Genomic DNA, 17,365 nt, shown 5'->3' on the forward strand with positions numbered 1-17,365 from the left:
CAATTATACGACACCCCATCATTTTTCGGTGTCGATCACCGTTTTTTATCTTGTAGTAATTTCTCTACAATTCATGTTTCGTTTTTTATATTTTTGAAACTTTTGTTTCTTGACACCGGCGGGCTTGTTAATAATCAGCGTGTGTCGGGCAAGTAGATTTAGCTGACAAAGCGTATTGATATGAATTTAAAATGACATAATATCGAGTTATTTAGTCAGCCTATTTCTGTACCTTATGGAATCTCCTCCGTATAGGCATAAGGGTACAAAAGTGCGATCACATAAAACCCCGCGCATGAGTTTAGCATTTTTAGAATGGCCGGTCCGAAAGCAACTGGCGACTGAAACAAACACACTAAACCGTCTTCGTATAAAAGTTCTGGCCTATATTCTTCATCTGAGAATACTCTCGATGGCGATATTACTGGTATTTTATCTCTCCGGCGACTACTCGCAGCAAACTATCAGGGTAGGTGCCCTTTTTATTATATCCATTCTATTTTACGTCGCGCTCTCCATGGGGCTGCACTGGAAAATGGCGATCCACACTGCCATTTCGATATTCATGGGGATCTTATGGAGCAATTTGCTTTTGCTCGATAATTCCATCAATCTGGTCACGCTGCAGTATGCTGTGATACTGATTGTTTGCGCTTTCTACGGACTGGGAAACAAATGGGGGGTAGCGTATTCTCTTTTAGTGTTATCCGCATTTATCATCTTTTCGCTTGCTGGTTACCCGATCGGTTCAAATATTCCGCTGGGCCCGGCCGGGTCGAACAAGATCGCGGTCGGCTTATTGCTTATTAACGATCTTATATTCCTCATACTCATCCATTACTATTTCTTCAGTTCATTCAACGAAACGATCCGGACACTTGACGCGCGAACGGTGGAACTGACGACGAACCTCAGGTTGCAGGAGGAATTGCAGCAGAAGCAGAAAGAGGAACTGGTTCATCAGATGCATTTACTGGCCAGTATTTCACATGATATCAAAAGCCCGCTGCGTTTCTTAATGATCACAACCGGGCGGCTGGCCACGAGTCATCCCGATCTGCCGACGGTCCGGGCGATCAGCCAGTCGAGTTACAGGCTGTATAATTTCATGAAAAATCTCCTTGAATACACCGAGTTCCGGTACAAGAATAATGGGATCACTTTCTCATATATGGATCTGAATGAACTGGTTGCGCAGAAATTCGAGATCTTTTCCGCGCAGGCTGTCAACCAGTCCAATACGCTGGTCAACGAAGTGAGTCCGGGTGTGATCGTGAAAAGTAACTTACAGCTTGTCGGGATTATCTTGCATAACCTGATCGACAATGCAAATAAGGTTACGTCGCACGGGAATATTATTGTAAAAGTCGAAGATCATCGCAATGAGCTGCACCTGATCGTATGTGACGACGGGCAGGGAATGAGCCCGGAGATCAGAAACTGGATCAACAGTCAGGCGAAGGTTCCGGGGCCTGACGATAATCCGCAAAGCTTCGGAATGGGGCTGCTGATCGTCAAGGAAATCAGCACACTGATCAGGGTCAAACTACTGGCGGTCCCATTTGAACCCAGGGGCACAGCGATACATATCATTTTTTCCAAAAATAATCCAGGTAGCTAATTTTCTACAAACAGAATTCGTAGCATTCCATTAACTTTAAAACTGAGTTAATATGAAAGATAGTTTTGATGAAAACAGTTTTACTAGTTGAGGATCATTCAATCGTCAGAATGGGAGTGCGGTTGCTGATCGAGGATTTTATTTCGAATGTGACGATTGTAGAGGCCGCTACTTTCAATGAAACGCTAAAACAATTGCAGACCCGGTTTTTTGATCTGGTGATATTGGATATAAAAATTCCGGGAGGCGAAGGGTTCGATATGATCGGCAAGATCAAGGATATTCAATCGCGCGTCAAAGTATTAGTGTTTTCATCTCAGGATGAAGAATTGTACGCCTTGCATTATTTTAAGGCCGGAGCAAACGGCTATTTGCCGAAGGATGCTTCCAACGAAGAATTAGAAAAGGCGATCACATCTGTTCTCGGAGGCGGAACGTATATCAGCAACGTGATCCAGCATCAGCTTGTCAGTAACAGCTTGCTGGAGAAAGACAGTAAGCAAAGCCCGGTCGAAACTTTATCCAACAGGGAGCTCGAAATCATGGATATGCTGCTGATCGGCAAGTGGACCAAAGACATTGCGACCGAGCTTAATATCAAGGAAAGCACAGTAAGTACCTATAAAGCAAGAATCTTCGACAAGCTCGAAGTCACTAACATTCTCGAATTATTCAAAAAGGTAGAAATATATAAAAAGCAGCTATTACCGAGATGAGAACCTTGATAACCCACTCTAACGCAAAGGATTTTTCTATCGTCGGCGCGGTAATCTTCACCGTCATTGCCGGATCGATTCTATGGACTTCTATCATTTATAGTATCCATTACATTGTCAGCAGATAAGTCACGCAGTTTCCGGCGCTTCGGTCCGGGATGGACCGGTGTTGTTAAAGAAAGTTAAAGAACACCTGTTTGCGCCGCCGGTTAACTTTTTTTAAGATTCCCGCCGCAAGCTTCCCCGAAGCCATTGAATAGTTTTGGATCTCGTCTGACCTTGATTCAAAACTGTTCATTATGACATCTTTCCGCAAACTCAACCTGGTAACCAGTTGGAGCGTGTTCTTGCTCGCACTGATCACCTATGTAATGACGATGGAGCGCACAGCCAGCTTCTGGGACTGTGGCGAATTCATAGCCTGTGCATTTAAATTGCAGGTCCCGCACCCGCCGGGCGCGCCTTTTTTTCTTTTGGTTAGCCGCATTTTCTCCCTGCTTGCATTCGGGGATCTTACCAAAGTTGCCTATTGGGTCAATATGGTCGCGGTATTGAGCAGCGCATTCACTGTTTTCTTTTTGTTTAAAACCATTGTTTTGCTGACTGTAAAACTGGTTGGCAAGAAAGAACAGGAGCTGGGGACTTTCGAAACGGTTCTTGTACTGGGATCAGGAGTAACAGGCGCGCTGGCCTACGCCTGGTCCGACTCTTTCTGGTTTTCGGCGGTTGAGGCGGAAGTGTACGGAATGTCCTCTTTCTTTACCGCAATCGTGATCTGGGCCGTATTTCAGTGGGAACGGACAGAAGATCCCGCTACCGAAAACCGGTGGATGATCTTTACCGCCTACCTCGTCGGGTTATCTATCGGCGTGCATTTGCTCAACCTCGTTACTATCCCGGCGCTCGCACTTGTTTATTATTTCAAAAAATATCCCAAACCTGGTATACTCGGCGGTACAATTGCCTTTCTGACAGGACTTTTGATATTGGCTATTATCAATGCGGGCATCATCCCGGGGCTGCCGGAGCTGGCGGGTAAGGTTGAGATTTTCTTTGTCAATACGCTTGGTACGCCTTATAATGTGGGTATCGCATTTTTTGTAATCCTATTTATCGGCTCGCTGGCGTGGGGGATAAGGTATTCGCAAAAACGGGAGAAGGTATTGCTTAATACTGCGCTCCTGTCCCTCGCCTTTGTGCTGGTTGGATATTCTTCCTATATGCTGGTGCTGGTGCGGTCGGGGTACAATCCGCCTATTAATGAAAATGATCCCAGTAACGTACTACGTTTTGTCTCCTATCTGAAAAGGGAACAGTATGAAAGCAGGCCGCTTCTGTACGGCCCTTCGTTTGTTTCCAATGCGATCAACCAGAAAAGGGGAGAGCCGGTTTACACAAAAAAGGACGGTAAATACGTGGTGACCGACTACCGCCCGATCTATGAATACGAGCCAGGAAGTAAAATGATACTACCCAGAATGTACAGTTCCCTGCCTGGCCACCCCGAACTCTACAAGCAAATGACGGGACTTGCAGAAGGCGAAAAACCAACGCTGCGGCACAATATCTCCTATTTGTTCTCCCACCAGCTCGGACACATGTACTGGCGTTATTTTCTCTGGAATTTTGTGGGCCGCGAAAGTGACCACGAAGGAGCAGGCACTTTGCTGCCCTGGAATGCATCGTCGTATCCGCAGTCGATCCTGAGCAACAGGGGACACAACAACTTTCTGATGCTGCCTTTTTTATTGGGGATTTCGGGGCTACTATATATGTACTACCGCAGCCGCAAGGATCTGCTCGTGCTGGGTTTTTTGTTTGCGCTCACTGGTGTCGCGCTTGTTATTTACCTCAATTCGCCGCCCACCGAGCCGCGCGAAAGGGACTATATATATGTAGGGTCATTTTATATTTTCTGTATGTGGATCGGCGTGGGGGTTCTGGCCATCGCTGGCTTGCTGGCGCAACTGATCAAAAACAATGTGGCGCGGGCAGGAATTGCCGTGGCAGCAAGCCTTTCAGTCCCGTTGATCCTGGTTGGCAAAGGCTGGGATAATCACGACCGGAGCAACCGCTACCATTCCGTCGATTTCGCCCGGAACCTGCTCAACTCCTGCGCCCCGAATGCGATCCTTTTTACCGGCGGAGATAACGACACTTTCCCGCTTTGGTACGTGCAGGAAGTGGAGGGTTTCAGAACCGATGTGCGTGTTTGTGTGCAGACATTCCTGAGCAGCGACTGGTATATCAGTCAGTTGAAGCGAAAAATAAACAAATCCGATGCATTGCCGCTTTCGCTGGATAGTAATGCGTATGCGAAGGGTAAAAATGAGTATATCCCGTTTTACGAAATACCGTCAGTCAAAAATGGTATTAACCTGAAAGAATATCTGGAACTGGTGCAGCAGGATAACAAGGCGATCCAGGTGCCGCTCACCAGTGGGGATGTTACTTCCATTCTGCCTTCATCCAATCTGTTTTTGCCCGTAAATGTGGCCGAGGTTAAGGCGATGAACATTATTAAGGAGGAGCTGAACCCCTTATTGAGCGAATCAATGAGCTGGAAGATCGGAAAGAGGGATTTGCAGAAGGGCGATCTCGTGATACTGGATATCATCGCAAGCAACAATTGGAAAAGGCCCGTGTATTTCTCCTCGACGATGGGATCTTCACAGAATCTGGGTTTACAGGAGCACTTACAAATGGAAGGTTACGCTTTCCGCCTGCTGCCCGTGCGTGTGCCTGGCGCGGACGATGGCTACGTGAATTCAGATATTATGTTTGAAAATCTAATGAAAAAAACCTTCTGGCGGGAAATGAATAATCCCGAAGTGTATTACGATGATACCTACCGCGGCTCGCCCGTGGTCACGGCCCGCCTATCCTTTTTGCGCCTTGCCCAGCAGCTGATCGCCGAAAAGCGTGTGGATAAAGCCCGACAGGTGATCGACAAGGCGATGGCCGTAATGCCCGACGATACCATTCCGTTTGATCAGGTATCGGTCGGTTTTGTAGGTGCATTGTTTGATGTGGGAGAGAATAAGAAAGCGCTCGATTCCGCGCGGATTATGGCAGTGAGATCGGACGATAATCTTACCTGGGTTAAGAAAAAGGATGGTCAGCGTGATCGTGATGTGAATGTAGACCTGTTCATTCTGCAAACGATCGTTCAGGAATGCAAGCGCGCGAAGCAGGAGCCGGAAGCCGCACAATATGAGGCGATGTTTAAAAAACATTTGCTTGCATTCAATATGTATAGTCAGGAATAATGATCCGGCAAGGTTTTGTAGGGAAGCTGGCAGAGCGGGACGGATGTTCCGCATTTGCCAGCTTTTTTATGGAAAAACATACAGAATTACCCGAAAACGGTGCACAGGTCAGGTTCAGGCGCGGTGACGAAGAAGAATGGCGTGAAGGCGAATTTGATCAGGAAAATCAGTTGTTTATCGAAATATACAGTCCTGAAATTGTGACGCATAACAGCGCCGATATTGCTGAGTGGGTGCACCTGGACATTGGCTGAATCGCGCTTTGCATCGAAAAAATGCATTTAATGGCACTGCTTTTTTAGAACCACTGAAAAAACGATAGCAAAATGATCGAAGACCTTTGGTATAAAAATGCAGTAATATATAGTCTGGACCTCGAAACCTTCATGGACGGTAACAACGACGGCACCGGAGATTTTGAGGGGCTTTGCCGGCGATTGGATTACTTACACGCGCTCGGGCTGGACACGATCTGGCTCGCGCCATTTCAACCCACTCCCAACCGCGACAACGGGTACGATATCAGTGACTTCTACGGCGTCGACCCGCGGCACGGATCCAGCGGTGATTTTGTGGAGTTCATTCACAAAGCCCGCAAACTGGGAATCAAGGTGATTATTGACCTGGTTGTCAACCACACTTCTGATCAGCACCGTTGGTTTCAGGAAGCGCGTTCTTCCAAAGATAATTCGAAAAGGCACTGGTATATCTGGTCGGACAAGCGGCCGAAAGACTGGAATAAAGGAATGGTTTTTCCAGGCGTCCAAAAGGCGACCTGGACGATCGACAAGAAAACGAAATCCTATTACTTTCACAGATTCTACGAATTTCAGCCCGATCTCAACACTGATAATCCGGAAGTCAGAGAGGAAATCGCCCGGATCATGGGCTATTGGCTCGAACTCGGGATTGCCGGTTTCCGGGTAGATGCGGTACCATTTATCCTCGAATCGCCCGCGCCCGGCGTCGAAAAACCGCCAATGCATTTCGAGTATCTGAAAGACATGCGCAAGTTTTTGCAATGGAGAAGAGGCGATGCGGTTTTGCTCGGCGAAGCGAATGTATTACCCGAAGAAAGTAAAGAGTATTTTGGCAAGGAGGGCGACGGTATTCACCTGATGTTCAATTTTTTTGTCAATCAATATATCTTTTACGCCCTCGCAACCAATGATACCCGGCCCCTGATCAAAGCTTTGGAGCAAACCAAGGATATTCCAAAAAACAGCCAGTGGGCTCATTTTCTGCGAAATCACGACGAACTTGATCTGGGGCGGCTCACAGAAGAAGAGCGCGAGAAAGTTTTTGAAAGGTTTGGGCCTGAGGAAGATATGCAATTGTACCACCGTGGGATCAGGCGGCGACTTTCACCGATGCTTGGGAACAGGCAGCAGACCGAACTCGCTTACAGCCTGATGTTCTCATTGCCGGGCACTCCCGTGATCCGATATGGAGACGAAATAGGCATGGGCGAAGATCTTACACTTCCTGAAAGAGAGGCTGTACGGACGCCGATGCAATGGACAGGAGACGAGAATGGGGGCTTCTCGAAATCAAAAGAAATTATAAACCCCGTTATCTCAGAAGGTTACTATGCCTACGAACATACGAATGTCGAAAACCAGCGGCGCGATCCGGGCTCGCTGCTAAACTGGATGACGACTTTCATCCGTCTTAGAAAAGAGTGTCCTGAGATCGGATATGGCGAATGGGAGATCCTGGATACCGGCTTTACCGAAATATTGGGTATGAAATATACCTGGCGGAACAAGATCCTGCTGATCTGGCATAATTTCAAGGAAACGTCGCTGGAACTGGTCGTGCCTGAAAAGCAGGCGGGGGCTGCAAGGCTTATCGATCTCAACAACAATATTGAAAGTAAACTCGACGAGCGAGGCAGGCACACGATCACTTTGGAAGCGTATGGGTATCGCTGGTTCAAAGGCTATACCGAATAATAAGTTTGTGGGAAAAATGCCCCGTCGGTTCGTGGATTTTCTGGTCATTGTTATTGTCAAAATGGAGGTAGGTTCGTAATTTCTGCTCCATACGGGTGCGTCTTAACCGGCGCACCTTCACCTTCTGCAATACATATGAATACCACCGACGTGTTACCTCTGGTTTCCGACGCTACCTTGGATTTCTATGAGAAAAAGGCACAAAAGCTGCTTGAAGCCTGCCGGTCGATAGAAGAAGAGTCGGTTCAACACGTACTCAAATACCATCCCGATCCCGGAAAAATAGCGGAACTGAACAATCCTGCGACTAACTTCTCGATTGCCGACGCAAAAATCATCCTGGCCCGGGAATACGGATTTGAGGATTTTGAACTGTTGGCGCGGCATATAGTAGGATTGGCGGATGAAAATTCAGCGGTATACAGATTTGAAAAGGCGGCCGACGCGATCGTTTCGGGCGATCCCGCGGCATTGACCCGAATAATAGCAGCAGATCCTGACATCGTAAAAGCACGCTCATCGCGCAGCCACTCGGCTACCTTACTGCATTATATCGCCGCAAATGGCGTCGAAGCTTTTCGGCAGCATACACCGGAGAATGCACCCGAGCTGGCAGATATCCTGCTCCGATCGGGAAGTGAACCCGATGCAATTGCCTCTGTTTATGGACAGAAATGGTGTACTACCCTGGACCTGCTCGTGTCGAGCGTGCACCCGGCAAAGGCTGGGTTGCAGGTTGCTTTGGTAGAAAAACTCGCCGACTGGGGCGCTGCGGTAGATGGGATCCATAACAATTGCTCGCCTTTGCTTACAGCCATTTGTTTTCACTATCCGGATGCGGCCAGAGCATTGGTAAGGCGCGGGGCGCGGGTCGACAATATCGTTACAGCAGCTGCAATGGGCTCCACGGAACTGGTAGGTACATTTTTACAGTCCAATATAAAAGCGGCTGCTGGCAAATGCGTGATCCATATTCCCTGGCTCGGGTATGCGGTAAAGCCTCCCGAGAGTCTGGAACTGGCTTTTGTGTGGGCGGCTATGCACAACCAGATCGAGGTCGTATCGTTTTTCCTGGACAATGGAATGAATCCCGCAGCCAGGGACTTGAGGCAATGGACTGCCCTGCATTGGGCCGCTTATTACGGCTATTCTGAAACTGTGCAGATATTGCTGGATAGAAAAGCGCCGCTGGAAGCGAGGAATGAATTCGGTGGTACTGTACTGGACCAGACACTTTGGGCTACGACGCACGAGGGAGTTATGCCGGCTCATTTAACGATCATCCGCAAGCTGATAACTGCGGGTGCGGTGATCCATCCCTGGTGGCTCTTCTCGAATCTCAATCCAACTCTCGATGAGCGTGTTGTCGCTCTCCTTCAAGAATTATCGTGCCGCTGAGCAATAGAAATTTTTGTAATGTGCTCATATCGAGGCAATATTAAATTTTCAACACACATAGTATTGATCCCGGAACGTTTTGTACTTTATTGTAAAAATTACAATTAGCCGGGAAACACGTTGGCAACGAAAGACGAGAAATCCTATATTGCCGGCACGAACAATTATTCTCAACGATACTCATAAACACACATGCTTTCTTTATCAAGACTGGCGTCACGCGCTGCATTACTCTTGCCGATTTCTTTGGCGGTCATCTCACCAGTTTTTGCACAGCATACTTTTGAATTTGTGCAGGATGGTGTCAACAACAGCTATAAGCCGCCCGTTCCGAAGGGGCCGACATCGATTCCGCAAACGCTTAGTTTCTTTTTTAACCGTGACGGTAACGCCGACCGCGGGATCTATTTTCAAAAGCTTCAGGAGTCGCTTTCGCTTACATTCAGCTTCGATGATCAGACTTATATTAATGTTCCCCAGAACGTTACAGGTCTGACATTCGGTGCGGCGTCGGGAGCTAGCAGCACACATTTCAAAGCAGTGCCGGTTGTGAACAGCAACTATTATTTTACGGATACCACGCGCACTATTTTCACAGCACATCCAAATGGTCCGGTAGGTCAGGGTGTTAATTTGTATGCAAATCCCGGTGTGCAGATCTTCCTCTCAGCCAAACCTTTGCTGACAGCCAATTCGCCCAAAACAGATACAAGCCGATATTATTACGGCAAGTTGCGCCTGCAATTCAGCAGACCGGTGAGTAATCCCGTGTTATCTATCATGGGGCTTGGTGCCACGACCAACTTCGGTAACCAGCGACTGGGTTTCGCCACCGAGCTGGAATTATTGACACCTTCGCTGACAGTCACCAAGCTTTCGGGAACCAAGGAATTGATCGTAGACGATACACAAACGAAGATCCTGCACGACAAAAGTGCTATTACCGGCAACTGTGATAATGGCGCGGCTTGCGGCAGCATATTGGTAAAAGGCTCAAATATCAGTACACTCGTGTTTGGCGTATACCTGCGAGCCGACGGTGGGCCGGGCGTTTGGGGAACCGAAAAAGTGTCCAATTCGGGGGATATGTGGCATATTACTGTTTCTCTGCCAGAGCAGTAGCCGACCATTCCTGGCGGATCTTCGCCTTGTGCATTTCGCCCCAGATTACAAGAGAGTCGAGTATGGGCGTGAGTGTGTCGCTGTACGGTGTAAGTTCATATTCGATCACCACCACCGGGTCAGTCTGCACCTTTCTTTTCAAAAAACCATTCAATTCCAGTTCTTTCAACTCATTTGAAAGCACCCTGGCCGATATGCCGGGAATGGTGCGCTGCAATTCGTTAAACCGCTTATGGCCTTCGCGCAATGCGATAATTACCCTTAATTTCCACTTTCCGCCGATGACATACAATGCATCGCCGAGCGCACTCAGTTTACCCGTGCAAGTGGCTGCTGTCCGTGTATCGACCGGACTTTCTAATGTGAGTTGATCGTTCAAAGTAACTAACCTTTTGTATACTACTAATAAATGGTTAGTAAAGGTAATTACTTTTGTTCAAAAAAAACTTCATTATGAAAGCAAAGAAAATTATCACAATTGTAGTCACTGCGCTTGCATCGGCAATGGTCGTATTCAGCGGCGTTATGAAATTAATGGGGTCCGATGAAGTGGTCGCCACAATGAGCAAAATGGGAGTTGCGGATCATACTGTCACGCTTGGGTTGATGGAAATCGGCTTTACTGCTTTATTTCTTTACCCCAAAACAATGAAGATGGGTTTCATTTTACTGACCTGTTACTTCGCCGGCGCATTGGCCACCGAGCTTTCCCACGCCAGCCCATTGAATGCAATTACTCCGCTGGCTCTGATTTGGATTGCTGCGTTTTTGAGAGACAAATATATCTTTCTGCCTTCTGAGGAACTGGCTGTGAAATGATTCTACCGAAGGCATTGAAGACATTTTGTTTCTTGTGGAAGGAATTCCCCCGCTCAAAACGGGGGAATCTGCATAACTAGTGACAGCAGCTCTCTGTTTTTCCTTTGAAATCTTCGTACTTGTCATGATGCCGCATCCAGTCCATGGTACCATCTTCGTTTCTGCCTTTGGGAGACATATCCAGGATATTATGGGCGGTCAGTAAAATATCAAGACCGCGGGCATATGCGGAATAAGTGTGGAAGATGTCACCATTTTCATCTTTATAGAACACACTTGCCCCTGGTGATTCGGTGTCTGCGTCGTGCGGCAATATCTCGTAGTTATAGTAAACATTGCCCGATTTAATCTGCTCTTCGGTAAAGGAGACATTGTAGTCGTAATTGAAATCACTTCCAAACGAAGAAACCCAAGGAAATTGCCAACCCATTCGTTTCTTAAAAGGCAAAATTTTCGACAAGGGCGCCCGGGAGACAACTACTATGGAAACATCATGGTGCGGAATATGCAGGTTCGGCCCGTCGAGATGATCCGCCATGAAAGAGCAGCCGGGGCAACCTTCTTCCCATTCCGGCGCAAACATAAAATGGTATATAAACAGTTGACTGTTACCGTTAAATAGATCGGAGAGGTTTTTCGGACCTTCCGTTGTTTCGAAAAGATAATCTTTATCTACGCGTACCCAGGGCAGATTGCGACGCTTCTCGGCCAGGCTGTCAGCCATTTTGCTGAGTTCCTTTTCCTCATTCATCAGTGCGACCCGTGCCTTTATCCACGTACCACGATCCACGATCGGACGGGAGATAACTAATACGGCTTCATTCGATGTTGCCAGCTTTTCCATGATTTTCTCATTTTTATACAAATCTCTCTTTAATTTCTGATAGATACAGTGGGTAAACTAGTCTAAAAGGAGGGGTATTTAAGACATACTTTGGGGCAATGCGCATTAGCAGACTTAATAGTATGCGCGCATACAGAGCTGTGGCGCACTTGATGTATTCTGGTACGATCTTTTATGATTAGCGGGCAATTGCTTATTAATATAAAGTTATCAACAAACATAGAAAGTTATGAAATCGCTAAAATTGAACCTGTTAGGCTTAGCATTGTTGGGATCAACAATTGCATTTGCTCAAACGACTACACCATCGAGTACATCACCGTCAAGCACGTCGCCTTCGAGCACAACGCCGTCTAGTTCGCCTTCCAGCACTACACCAGGCTCTTCTACACAGCCTAGGACAGTACCTGGAAGCACTGTACAGCCGTCGACTTTGCCAGGCGGAACTCAGCCGGGAAGCACTACAACTCAGCCGGGTCGTACAACGCAGCAACCTGCATCGACAACTACACCAGGTAGCACAACGCCATCTGTACCTCCTGGAACGGTGCCTGAAAGAACAAATATGCCAGCGGGAACAACTAGTCCTGGTACATCAACACAACCTTCAAGTACTGTACCCCGTACATCGACCCAACCTTCATCGGTACCAGGATCGACTACCCAGCCTTCAAGCACAGTACCTGGAAGCACTACAACTCCTGGAAGTAACGTTCCAAGAACAAATTCAACAGAACCTACAACCGTTCCTAGTGGCACGACCCAACCGTCGTCAACGGTTCCTGGTAGCACCACAACTCCATCTAGTACTGGCGGAACTGGCACAGGTACTGTACCTAGAAAATAATATTGAATTAGTATTAGTATAGAAAGAAGGCCGACCTATTACAGGTCGGCCTTCTTTGTTAAAAGTAAAAGTCAACTCAATGCTGGCACAATTTGTGTTAGGAGTAAATTGATCTAAAACTATCAAATATGGCAACTATTGAAAACAAAGACTCGTCGGGTAAACTAGGAAAAGGCGTAACACTTTCGGTAACCGGAGCAGCTTCGGAAAATGACGCGATTCTGGCGGTAGAAAATTATTTGCGTGAGCACCGCGCTGAGGGTTTGTCATTGTCAGTGCAGGAGACCGGCGACAGTGATTCTTTTGAAATCCGGCTGGACTAATATAGTCTACCTTAAATAAACCGACCATGAAAAATATCCTGGTTCTTTTAATGCTGTTTCTCAGTGCGAGCGGGGTATGTGCGCAGGAGTCCAAAGCAGCGGCAGGTGAGAAGAAGATCGTTTTCATTTCCGGCCCCGATAGCCATGGAAAAGGAGAGCACGAGCATAACGGTGGCTGTACATTACTTGCGAAAGCGATCAACGATAGCGTGCCCGGCGTAAATGCAATCATTGTGCGAAACGGCTGGCCAAAAGATCCGACTATACTCGACGATGCCGACGCAATAGTCATTTACTCGGATGGCGGCGGGGACGATCACATGGCGTTTCTGCACGCAGAGCAGGTTAACCGGCTCACTGGCAAAGGAGTGGGTCTGGTGTTTCTGCACTTTTCACTGGAAGTGCCAAAGGGTAATGCGGGAGATCAGTTTTTAAAGTGGATCGGTGGCTATTTTGAGACTAATTGGTCTGTCAATCCGGTCTGGGAGGCGAAATTCGCCAGTTACCCGGACCATCCCATTTCGAGCGGCGTGAAGCCATTTTCTATTGTAGACGAGTGGTATTATCACTTACGGTTTGCTGATGGAATGAAAAATATCACACCGATTTTACAGGCTTTGCCGTCGGACGAAACTTTGAAGCTGCCCGACGGAACGCATTCCAACAACAAATATGTCCGCGATGCGGTCCTGGAAAAAAAAGAATTGCAAACGCTCGCCTGGGCACTGGACCGGCCCGACGGGGGGCGTGGATTTGGTTTTACGGGCGGACACATGCATAAAAACTGGCAGAATGATAGTTTCAGAAAATTGGTATTGAATGCGATTGTTTGGTCGGCCAAAGGCGAAATTCCAAAAGACGGCGTACCTTCCGCTACACCAACTGACACGGAACTCAACGCGCTGACCAAGACGGTAGAATAGGATCGTACTTGACAACTTGTCAAGATTAGTTTATCTTTATGATCTAATCTGATCTGAAATGAGAACAATGAGCGTAGGAGAATTTAAGGCTCAATTTTCGAAAGTATTGAAGGAAGTTGAGCAGGGCGAGAAAATCGGTATCACTTTTGGGAGAAAAAAAGAGGTGAAAGCGATGCTTGTTCCAAAAGAAGAGGAGGTCAAGCCAACACGTAAACTAGGTGCGATGGAAGGGAAAGCGGGCTATTTCATGCGCGATGATTTTACAGTCACATCTGACGACGAGTTTGGCGCATGAACTATTTACTGGACACACACATTCTAATCTGGACTTTTTTTGAGCCTGCCAAATTATCAAAACGCATTCAGCAGATCCTTACCGATGGTAATAATGACATCTTTGTCAGTGCGGTAAGTTTCTGGGAGATCTCTATCAAAACCGGCACAGGCAAGATAAGTCTCGGTGACATCAATCCCTCCAAATTGCCCGAGATATGCCGGAAATATGGTTTTAAACTGATTGATATAACCGTAGAAGAGGGTAGTTCCTTTCATAAGCTATCAGCAAATTATCACAAGGATCCTTTCGACAGAATGCTGATATGGCAGGCGATCAGCGGCGATTACAACCTCATCACAGACGATAGTCTGATCCACAATTACATTTCCGAGGGACTGAGAGTGAGCTGGTAGAAACCCTGTTTTCTCATTTTTCCTGAAAAAATCCGATTCTCCTTGCTATTTCATTTTCTTTAAATTTACTTTGTCTATTAAATTAGTAGATTATCCTCGTTAACCACCAGCCGGGATAAGCGTTTATCATTCATTATTAACTTATGATATCGATGAATCCAATTTCTTCGGAAAGTACTCCTGCGACTATGGTGGTCATTTCAAGTCAAATGCCGACAAGGCTGGCCTGTTGTTGCCTGGTGAAGTAATCAACTGCGCTTTCAACTCCTATTCTAACCGGTTTGCATAAGCGGACCGTCTTTCACTCACATATTGAAAATATCATGAAAATTGCAAAATCAATAGTTGCAGCATTCGGGCTATTCGTATTGAATACGCCGGGCTTCGGACAAACCTCCAATGAAGTCGTAATTACCGGGGTACGTTTCGCTTATCCATTGGTCGAGAAGTGGATAGGAGACTACAAGGCTGTTAATCCGCAGGCAAATATCAGGATTGAGACCAGGACTATTACGGACCCGCAGAAATACGACCTGCTCATTGAAGCTTATGAACAGGACAAGGAATCGAAAGAGAAGCGTGAATATGTTTCGGTGGGGCGTTACGCACTGCTGCCTGTCGCGAATGCAAAGTCGGCATTTGCAAAGGAATATGGTGAAAAGGGACTGACCGAGAAGACTTACAAGCAGCTGTTCTTCCATGATATTTATGCCGAAAAAGACAAAACACTTCCTGAGAACTACACCGTTTATACGCGCTTGCAAAAAGCCGGGGCGCCTGTAACTTTCGCGAAATACTTTGGCTATCAGCAGCAGAATATCAAAGGGAAAAGCATTGCCGGTGCGGATGAACACTTGATCAAAGCATTGCTGAAAGACGAAACGGGCGTAACCTATACCACAATCGGGCTGGCTTATGATCCTGCCTCCGGCAAACCTGCGGAGGGTTTGACGATCATCCCGGTCGATCTGGATGGAAATGGAAAAGTCTCGAAAGAAGAAAAAGCACTTGACAGCCGCGACGCATTGATCGCCAGTCTGGAAACCCAGAAAGTAAAAAATGTCCCGATCGAGTACATTCACTTTTCAATCGACAAACAGAATACCAATGCGGAGGCGAAAAAATTCTTGCTTTGGGTTGCTGAAAATGCAGAAAAGGATCTTCACGCTTTTGGCTACCTGAAAGGTGAAACCGGCCGCCTGGTTGGTGATAAGGAAAAACTGGAAAGTGTTCTCCGGAAATAACATCGATGAATATCCGGCACTTCCATGTGTGACGTATATATAGGTGCGTTGAAGCGGGAGTGTGCCTGATTTTACCCTAAATAGCATTTCTTATCAAAATCTCACTATTCGGTGCAATGAGCAAATATATATCCATTCTCATTTTTCTGGCGGGATTGTTCCAGGAGACTTATGCCCAGGGAGCGGGGGGAAGTGTTGTGAGGAATGCGGGTAAGGAGACACAAACGACGCAGCAAAAAACTAATATCCTTTTTATTCTGGTTGATGATTGGGGCTGGACTGACCTGAGTTCTGCGGGTAGTAAATATTACGAAACGCCGAACATCGACAATCTGGCCGGTCAGGGAATGCGTTTCAGCCAGGCATATTCCGTTGGGCCGAACTGCGCTCCCAGCCGGGCTTCTCTGATGACAGGGAAGTATACGCCGCGTCACGGCATTTACACAGTCGGTACGTCCGAGCGCGGCGAAACTACGGACAGAAAGCTGATCCCTGTCGAAAATAAGACAGTTCTCGCTTCTTCATTTGTCACAATTGCAGAGGAACTGAAAAATGCTGGTTACAGCACCGGGCTGATCGGGAAGTGGCAATTAGGCGGTAAAAATCAAAAAGCAGATGCGCAAAGTCAGGGTTTCGATCACGTGACAGGCGGCACGCCGGGCACCAGTTCCTACTTTTACCCATATAATAAACAGGGCAAAGAATCCCCGCACGAGGGTATTACGTCCGGAAAAGAAGGCGAATACCTGACAGACAGACTTACAGATGAGGCGGTCAAATTCCTGGATTCCAATAAGGAAAAGCCCTTTTTTCTGTATTTGTCGTATTTCGCAGTCCATACGCCAATTGAAGCGAAGGCGGATATTATCAGTAAATACAAGACAAAAAAAGGCGACGCTTGTCACAACAATCCGACTTATGCTGCGATGATACAGAGTGCAGACGAAGGGATCGGACGGGTTTTGAAACAGCTTGAAACTTTAAATCTCGACAAAAATACGCTGGTCGTTTTCTTTTCGGATAACGGCGGAATGGGCGCAGTGACGAAGCAATATCCGTTGCGCGGCTCCAAAGGAATGCTTTATGAAGGCGGCGTGCGCGTTCCGCTGATAGTGAAATGGCCGGGTAAGACTAAGCCGGGGTCAGCAACTGATACGCCGGTTATCGGTATCGATTTTTACCCGACATTCCTGGAAATAGCAGGTATTGATAAGCCGCTAAATGAACAAGTTGACGGTCAGAGCCTGGTACCACTATTGACACAAAAACAAACAAAGCAGCGGGACATTTTCTGGCATTTTCCGGCTTACCTCGAAGCCTATAAAGGAGACAAAACGAACAAAGATGCCTTTCGAACGCGGCCAACGAGCACGATCCGGTCAGGAGATTTCAAGCTTCACGAATTTTACGAAGATGGCCGGATTGAGCTGTATAATATTCGCCAGGATATCGGCGAAACGAAGGATATCTCGAAGTCAAACCCAGCGAAGGCGAAAGAGTTGAAAGATAAACTCGACGCCTGGAAAACAGAAACCAATGCGCCGGTTCCTTCAAAACCGAACCCTGAATTTTCGACCGCCTCGGGCAAATAACT

18 protein-coding genes are annotated in these 17,365 nt (G+C 47.1%); 14 read left to right on the forward strand and 4 right to left on the reverse strand.

Annotated features, from left to right (window positions below; translation table 11 throughout):
• The first annotated feature begins 295 nt into the window (after positions 1–295).
• The 7 genes from LZG94_RS18125 to LZG94_RS18155 all read left to right on the forward strand — a co-directional run bounded on the left by LZG94_RS18125 (position 296) and on the right by LZG94_RS18155 (position 10,081).
• Complete coding sequence (locus tag LZG94_RS18125) at positions 296–1,621, forward strand: sensor histidine kinase KdpD (protein WP_233793216.1); 1,326 nt, start codon at positions 296–298, stop codon at positions 1,619–1,621.
• 68 nt (positions 1,622–1,689) lie between these two features.
• Positions 1,690–2,337 (forward strand): response regulator transcription factor, encoded by a 648-nt coding sequence (locus LZG94_RS18130; RefSeq protein WP_233793217.1) that lies wholly within the window; start codon positions 1,690–1,692, stop codon positions 2,335–2,337.
• Between the two features lie 299 nt (positions 2,338–2,636).
• Positions 2,637–5,606, forward strand: a complete 2,970-nt coding sequence (locus LZG94_RS18135; protein WP_233793218.1) for a DUF2723 domain-containing protein — start codon at positions 2,637–2,639, stop codon at positions 5,604–5,606.
• On the forward strand, positions 5,606–5,860 hold the full coding sequence (locus tag LZG94_RS18140) for a hypothetical protein (RefSeq protein WP_233793219.1): 255 nt from the start codon (positions 5,606–5,608) through the stop codon (positions 5,858–5,860). Before LZG94_RS18135 ends, LZG94_RS18140 begins: the two co-directional genes overlap by 1 nt.
• 72 nt (positions 5,861–5,932) lie before the next feature.
• Positions 5,933–7,561, forward strand: a complete 1,629-nt coding sequence (locus LZG94_RS18145) for an alpha-amylase family protein (protein ID WP_233793220.1) — start codon at positions 5,933–5,935, stop codon at positions 7,559–7,561.
• 135 nt (positions 7,562–7,696) lie between these two features.
• Positions 7,697–8,959 (forward strand): ankyrin repeat domain-containing protein, encoded by a 1,263-nt coding sequence (locus tag LZG94_RS18150; protein ID WP_233793221.1) that lies wholly within the window; start codon positions 7,697–7,699, stop codon positions 8,957–8,959.
• A gap of 192 nt (positions 8,960–9,151) precedes the next feature.
• Positions 9,152–10,081 carry a hypothetical protein gene (locus LZG94_RS18155; protein ID WP_233793222.1) on the forward strand — a complete coding sequence of 310 codons (930 nt, stop codon included), beginning with the start codon at positions 9,152–9,154 and terminating at the stop codon, positions 10,079–10,081.
• On the opposite strand, the gene LZG94_RS18160 is transcribed toward LZG94_RS18155, so the two are convergent.
• Positions 10,056–10,460, reverse strand: a complete 405-nt coding sequence (locus tag LZG94_RS18160) for a helix-turn-helix domain-containing protein (RefSeq protein ID WP_215231878.1) — start codon at positions 10,458–10,460, stop codon at positions 10,056–10,058. The genes LZG94_RS18155 and LZG94_RS18160 overlap by 26 nt on opposite strands.
• A gap of 74 nt (positions 10,461–10,534) precedes the next feature.
• Between LZG94_RS18160 and LZG94_RS18165 the strand changes: the two genes are divergently transcribed.
• Positions 10,535–10,900 (forward strand): DoxX family protein, encoded by a 366-nt coding sequence (locus tag LZG94_RS18165; protein ID WP_233793223.1) that lies wholly within the window; start codon positions 10,535–10,537, stop codon positions 10,898–10,900.
• A 76-nt stretch (positions 10,901–10,976) separates the two neighbouring features.
• On the opposite strand, the gene LZG94_RS18170 is transcribed toward LZG94_RS18165, so the two are convergent.
• The 3 genes from LZG94_RS18170 to LZG94_RS18175 all read right to left on the reverse strand — a co-directional run bounded on the left by LZG94_RS18170 (position 10,977) and on the right by LZG94_RS18175 (position 12,536).
• Positions 10,977–11,744, reverse strand: coding sequence for a thioredoxin family protein (locus LZG94_RS18170; protein ID WP_233793224.1), 768 nt, complete (start codon positions 11,742–11,744; stop codon positions 10,977–10,979).
• A gap of 291 nt (positions 11,745–12,035) precedes the next feature.
• A complete protein-coding gene (locus tag LZG94_RS26400) occupies positions 12,036–12,161 on the reverse strand; it encodes a hypothetical protein (protein ID WP_255700684.1) in 126 nt (41 codons plus the stop codon).
• Positions 12,162–12,212: 51 nt separating this feature from the next.
• Positions 12,213–12,536, reverse strand: coding sequence for a hypothetical protein (locus LZG94_RS18175; protein ID WP_233793225.1), 324 nt, complete (start codon positions 12,534–12,536; stop codon positions 12,213–12,215).
• 183 nt (positions 12,537–12,719) lie between these two features.
• On the opposite strand from LZG94_RS18175, the gene LZG94_RS18180 reads away from it, so the two are divergent.
• The 6 genes from LZG94_RS18180 to LZG94_RS18205 all read left to right on the forward strand — a co-directional run bounded on the left by LZG94_RS18180 (position 12,720) and on the right by LZG94_RS18205 (position 17,363).
• Positions 12,720–12,914 carry a hypothetical protein gene (locus LZG94_RS18180; RefSeq protein WP_233793226.1) on the forward strand — a complete coding sequence of 65 codons (195 nt, stop codon included), beginning with the start codon at positions 12,720–12,722 and terminating at the stop codon, positions 12,912–12,914.
• A gap of 26 nt (positions 12,915–12,940) precedes the next feature.
• Positions 12,941–13,837, forward strand: coding sequence for a ThuA domain-containing protein (locus LZG94_RS18185; RefSeq protein ID WP_233793227.1), 897 nt, complete (start codon positions 12,941–12,943; stop codon positions 13,835–13,837).
• Positions 13,838–13,895: 58 nt separating this feature from the next.
• Positions 13,896–14,132, forward strand: a complete 237-nt coding sequence (locus LZG94_RS18190; RefSeq protein ID WP_233793228.1) for a type II toxin-antitoxin system Phd/YefM family antitoxin — start codon at positions 13,896–13,898, stop codon at positions 14,130–14,132.
• On the forward strand, positions 14,129–14,527 hold the full coding sequence (locus tag LZG94_RS18195; protein WP_233793229.1) for a type II toxin-antitoxin system VapC family toxin: 399 nt from the start codon (positions 14,129–14,131) through the stop codon (positions 14,525–14,527). The genes LZG94_RS18190 and LZG94_RS18195 overlap by 4 nt, the downstream gene beginning before the upstream one ends.
• 323 nt (positions 14,528–14,850) lie before the next feature.
• Positions 14,851–15,771 carry a substrate-binding domain-containing protein gene (locus LZG94_RS18200; RefSeq protein WP_233793230.1) on the forward strand — a complete coding sequence of 307 codons (921 nt, stop codon included), beginning with the start codon at positions 14,851–14,853 and terminating at the stop codon, positions 15,769–15,771.
• A gap of 116 nt (positions 15,772–15,887) precedes the next feature.
• On the forward strand, positions 15,888–17,363 hold the full coding sequence (locus LZG94_RS18205) for a sulfatase (protein WP_233793231.1): 1,476 nt from the start codon (positions 15,888–15,890) through the stop codon (positions 17,361–17,363).
• The last annotated feature ends 2 nt before the right edge of the window (positions 17,364–17,365 follow it).

Source organism: Dyadobacter sp. CY343, from assembly GCF_021390335.1.
Taxonomy (GTDB): domain Bacteria; phylum Bacteroidota; class Bacteroidia; order Cytophagales; family Spirosomataceae; genus Dyadobacter.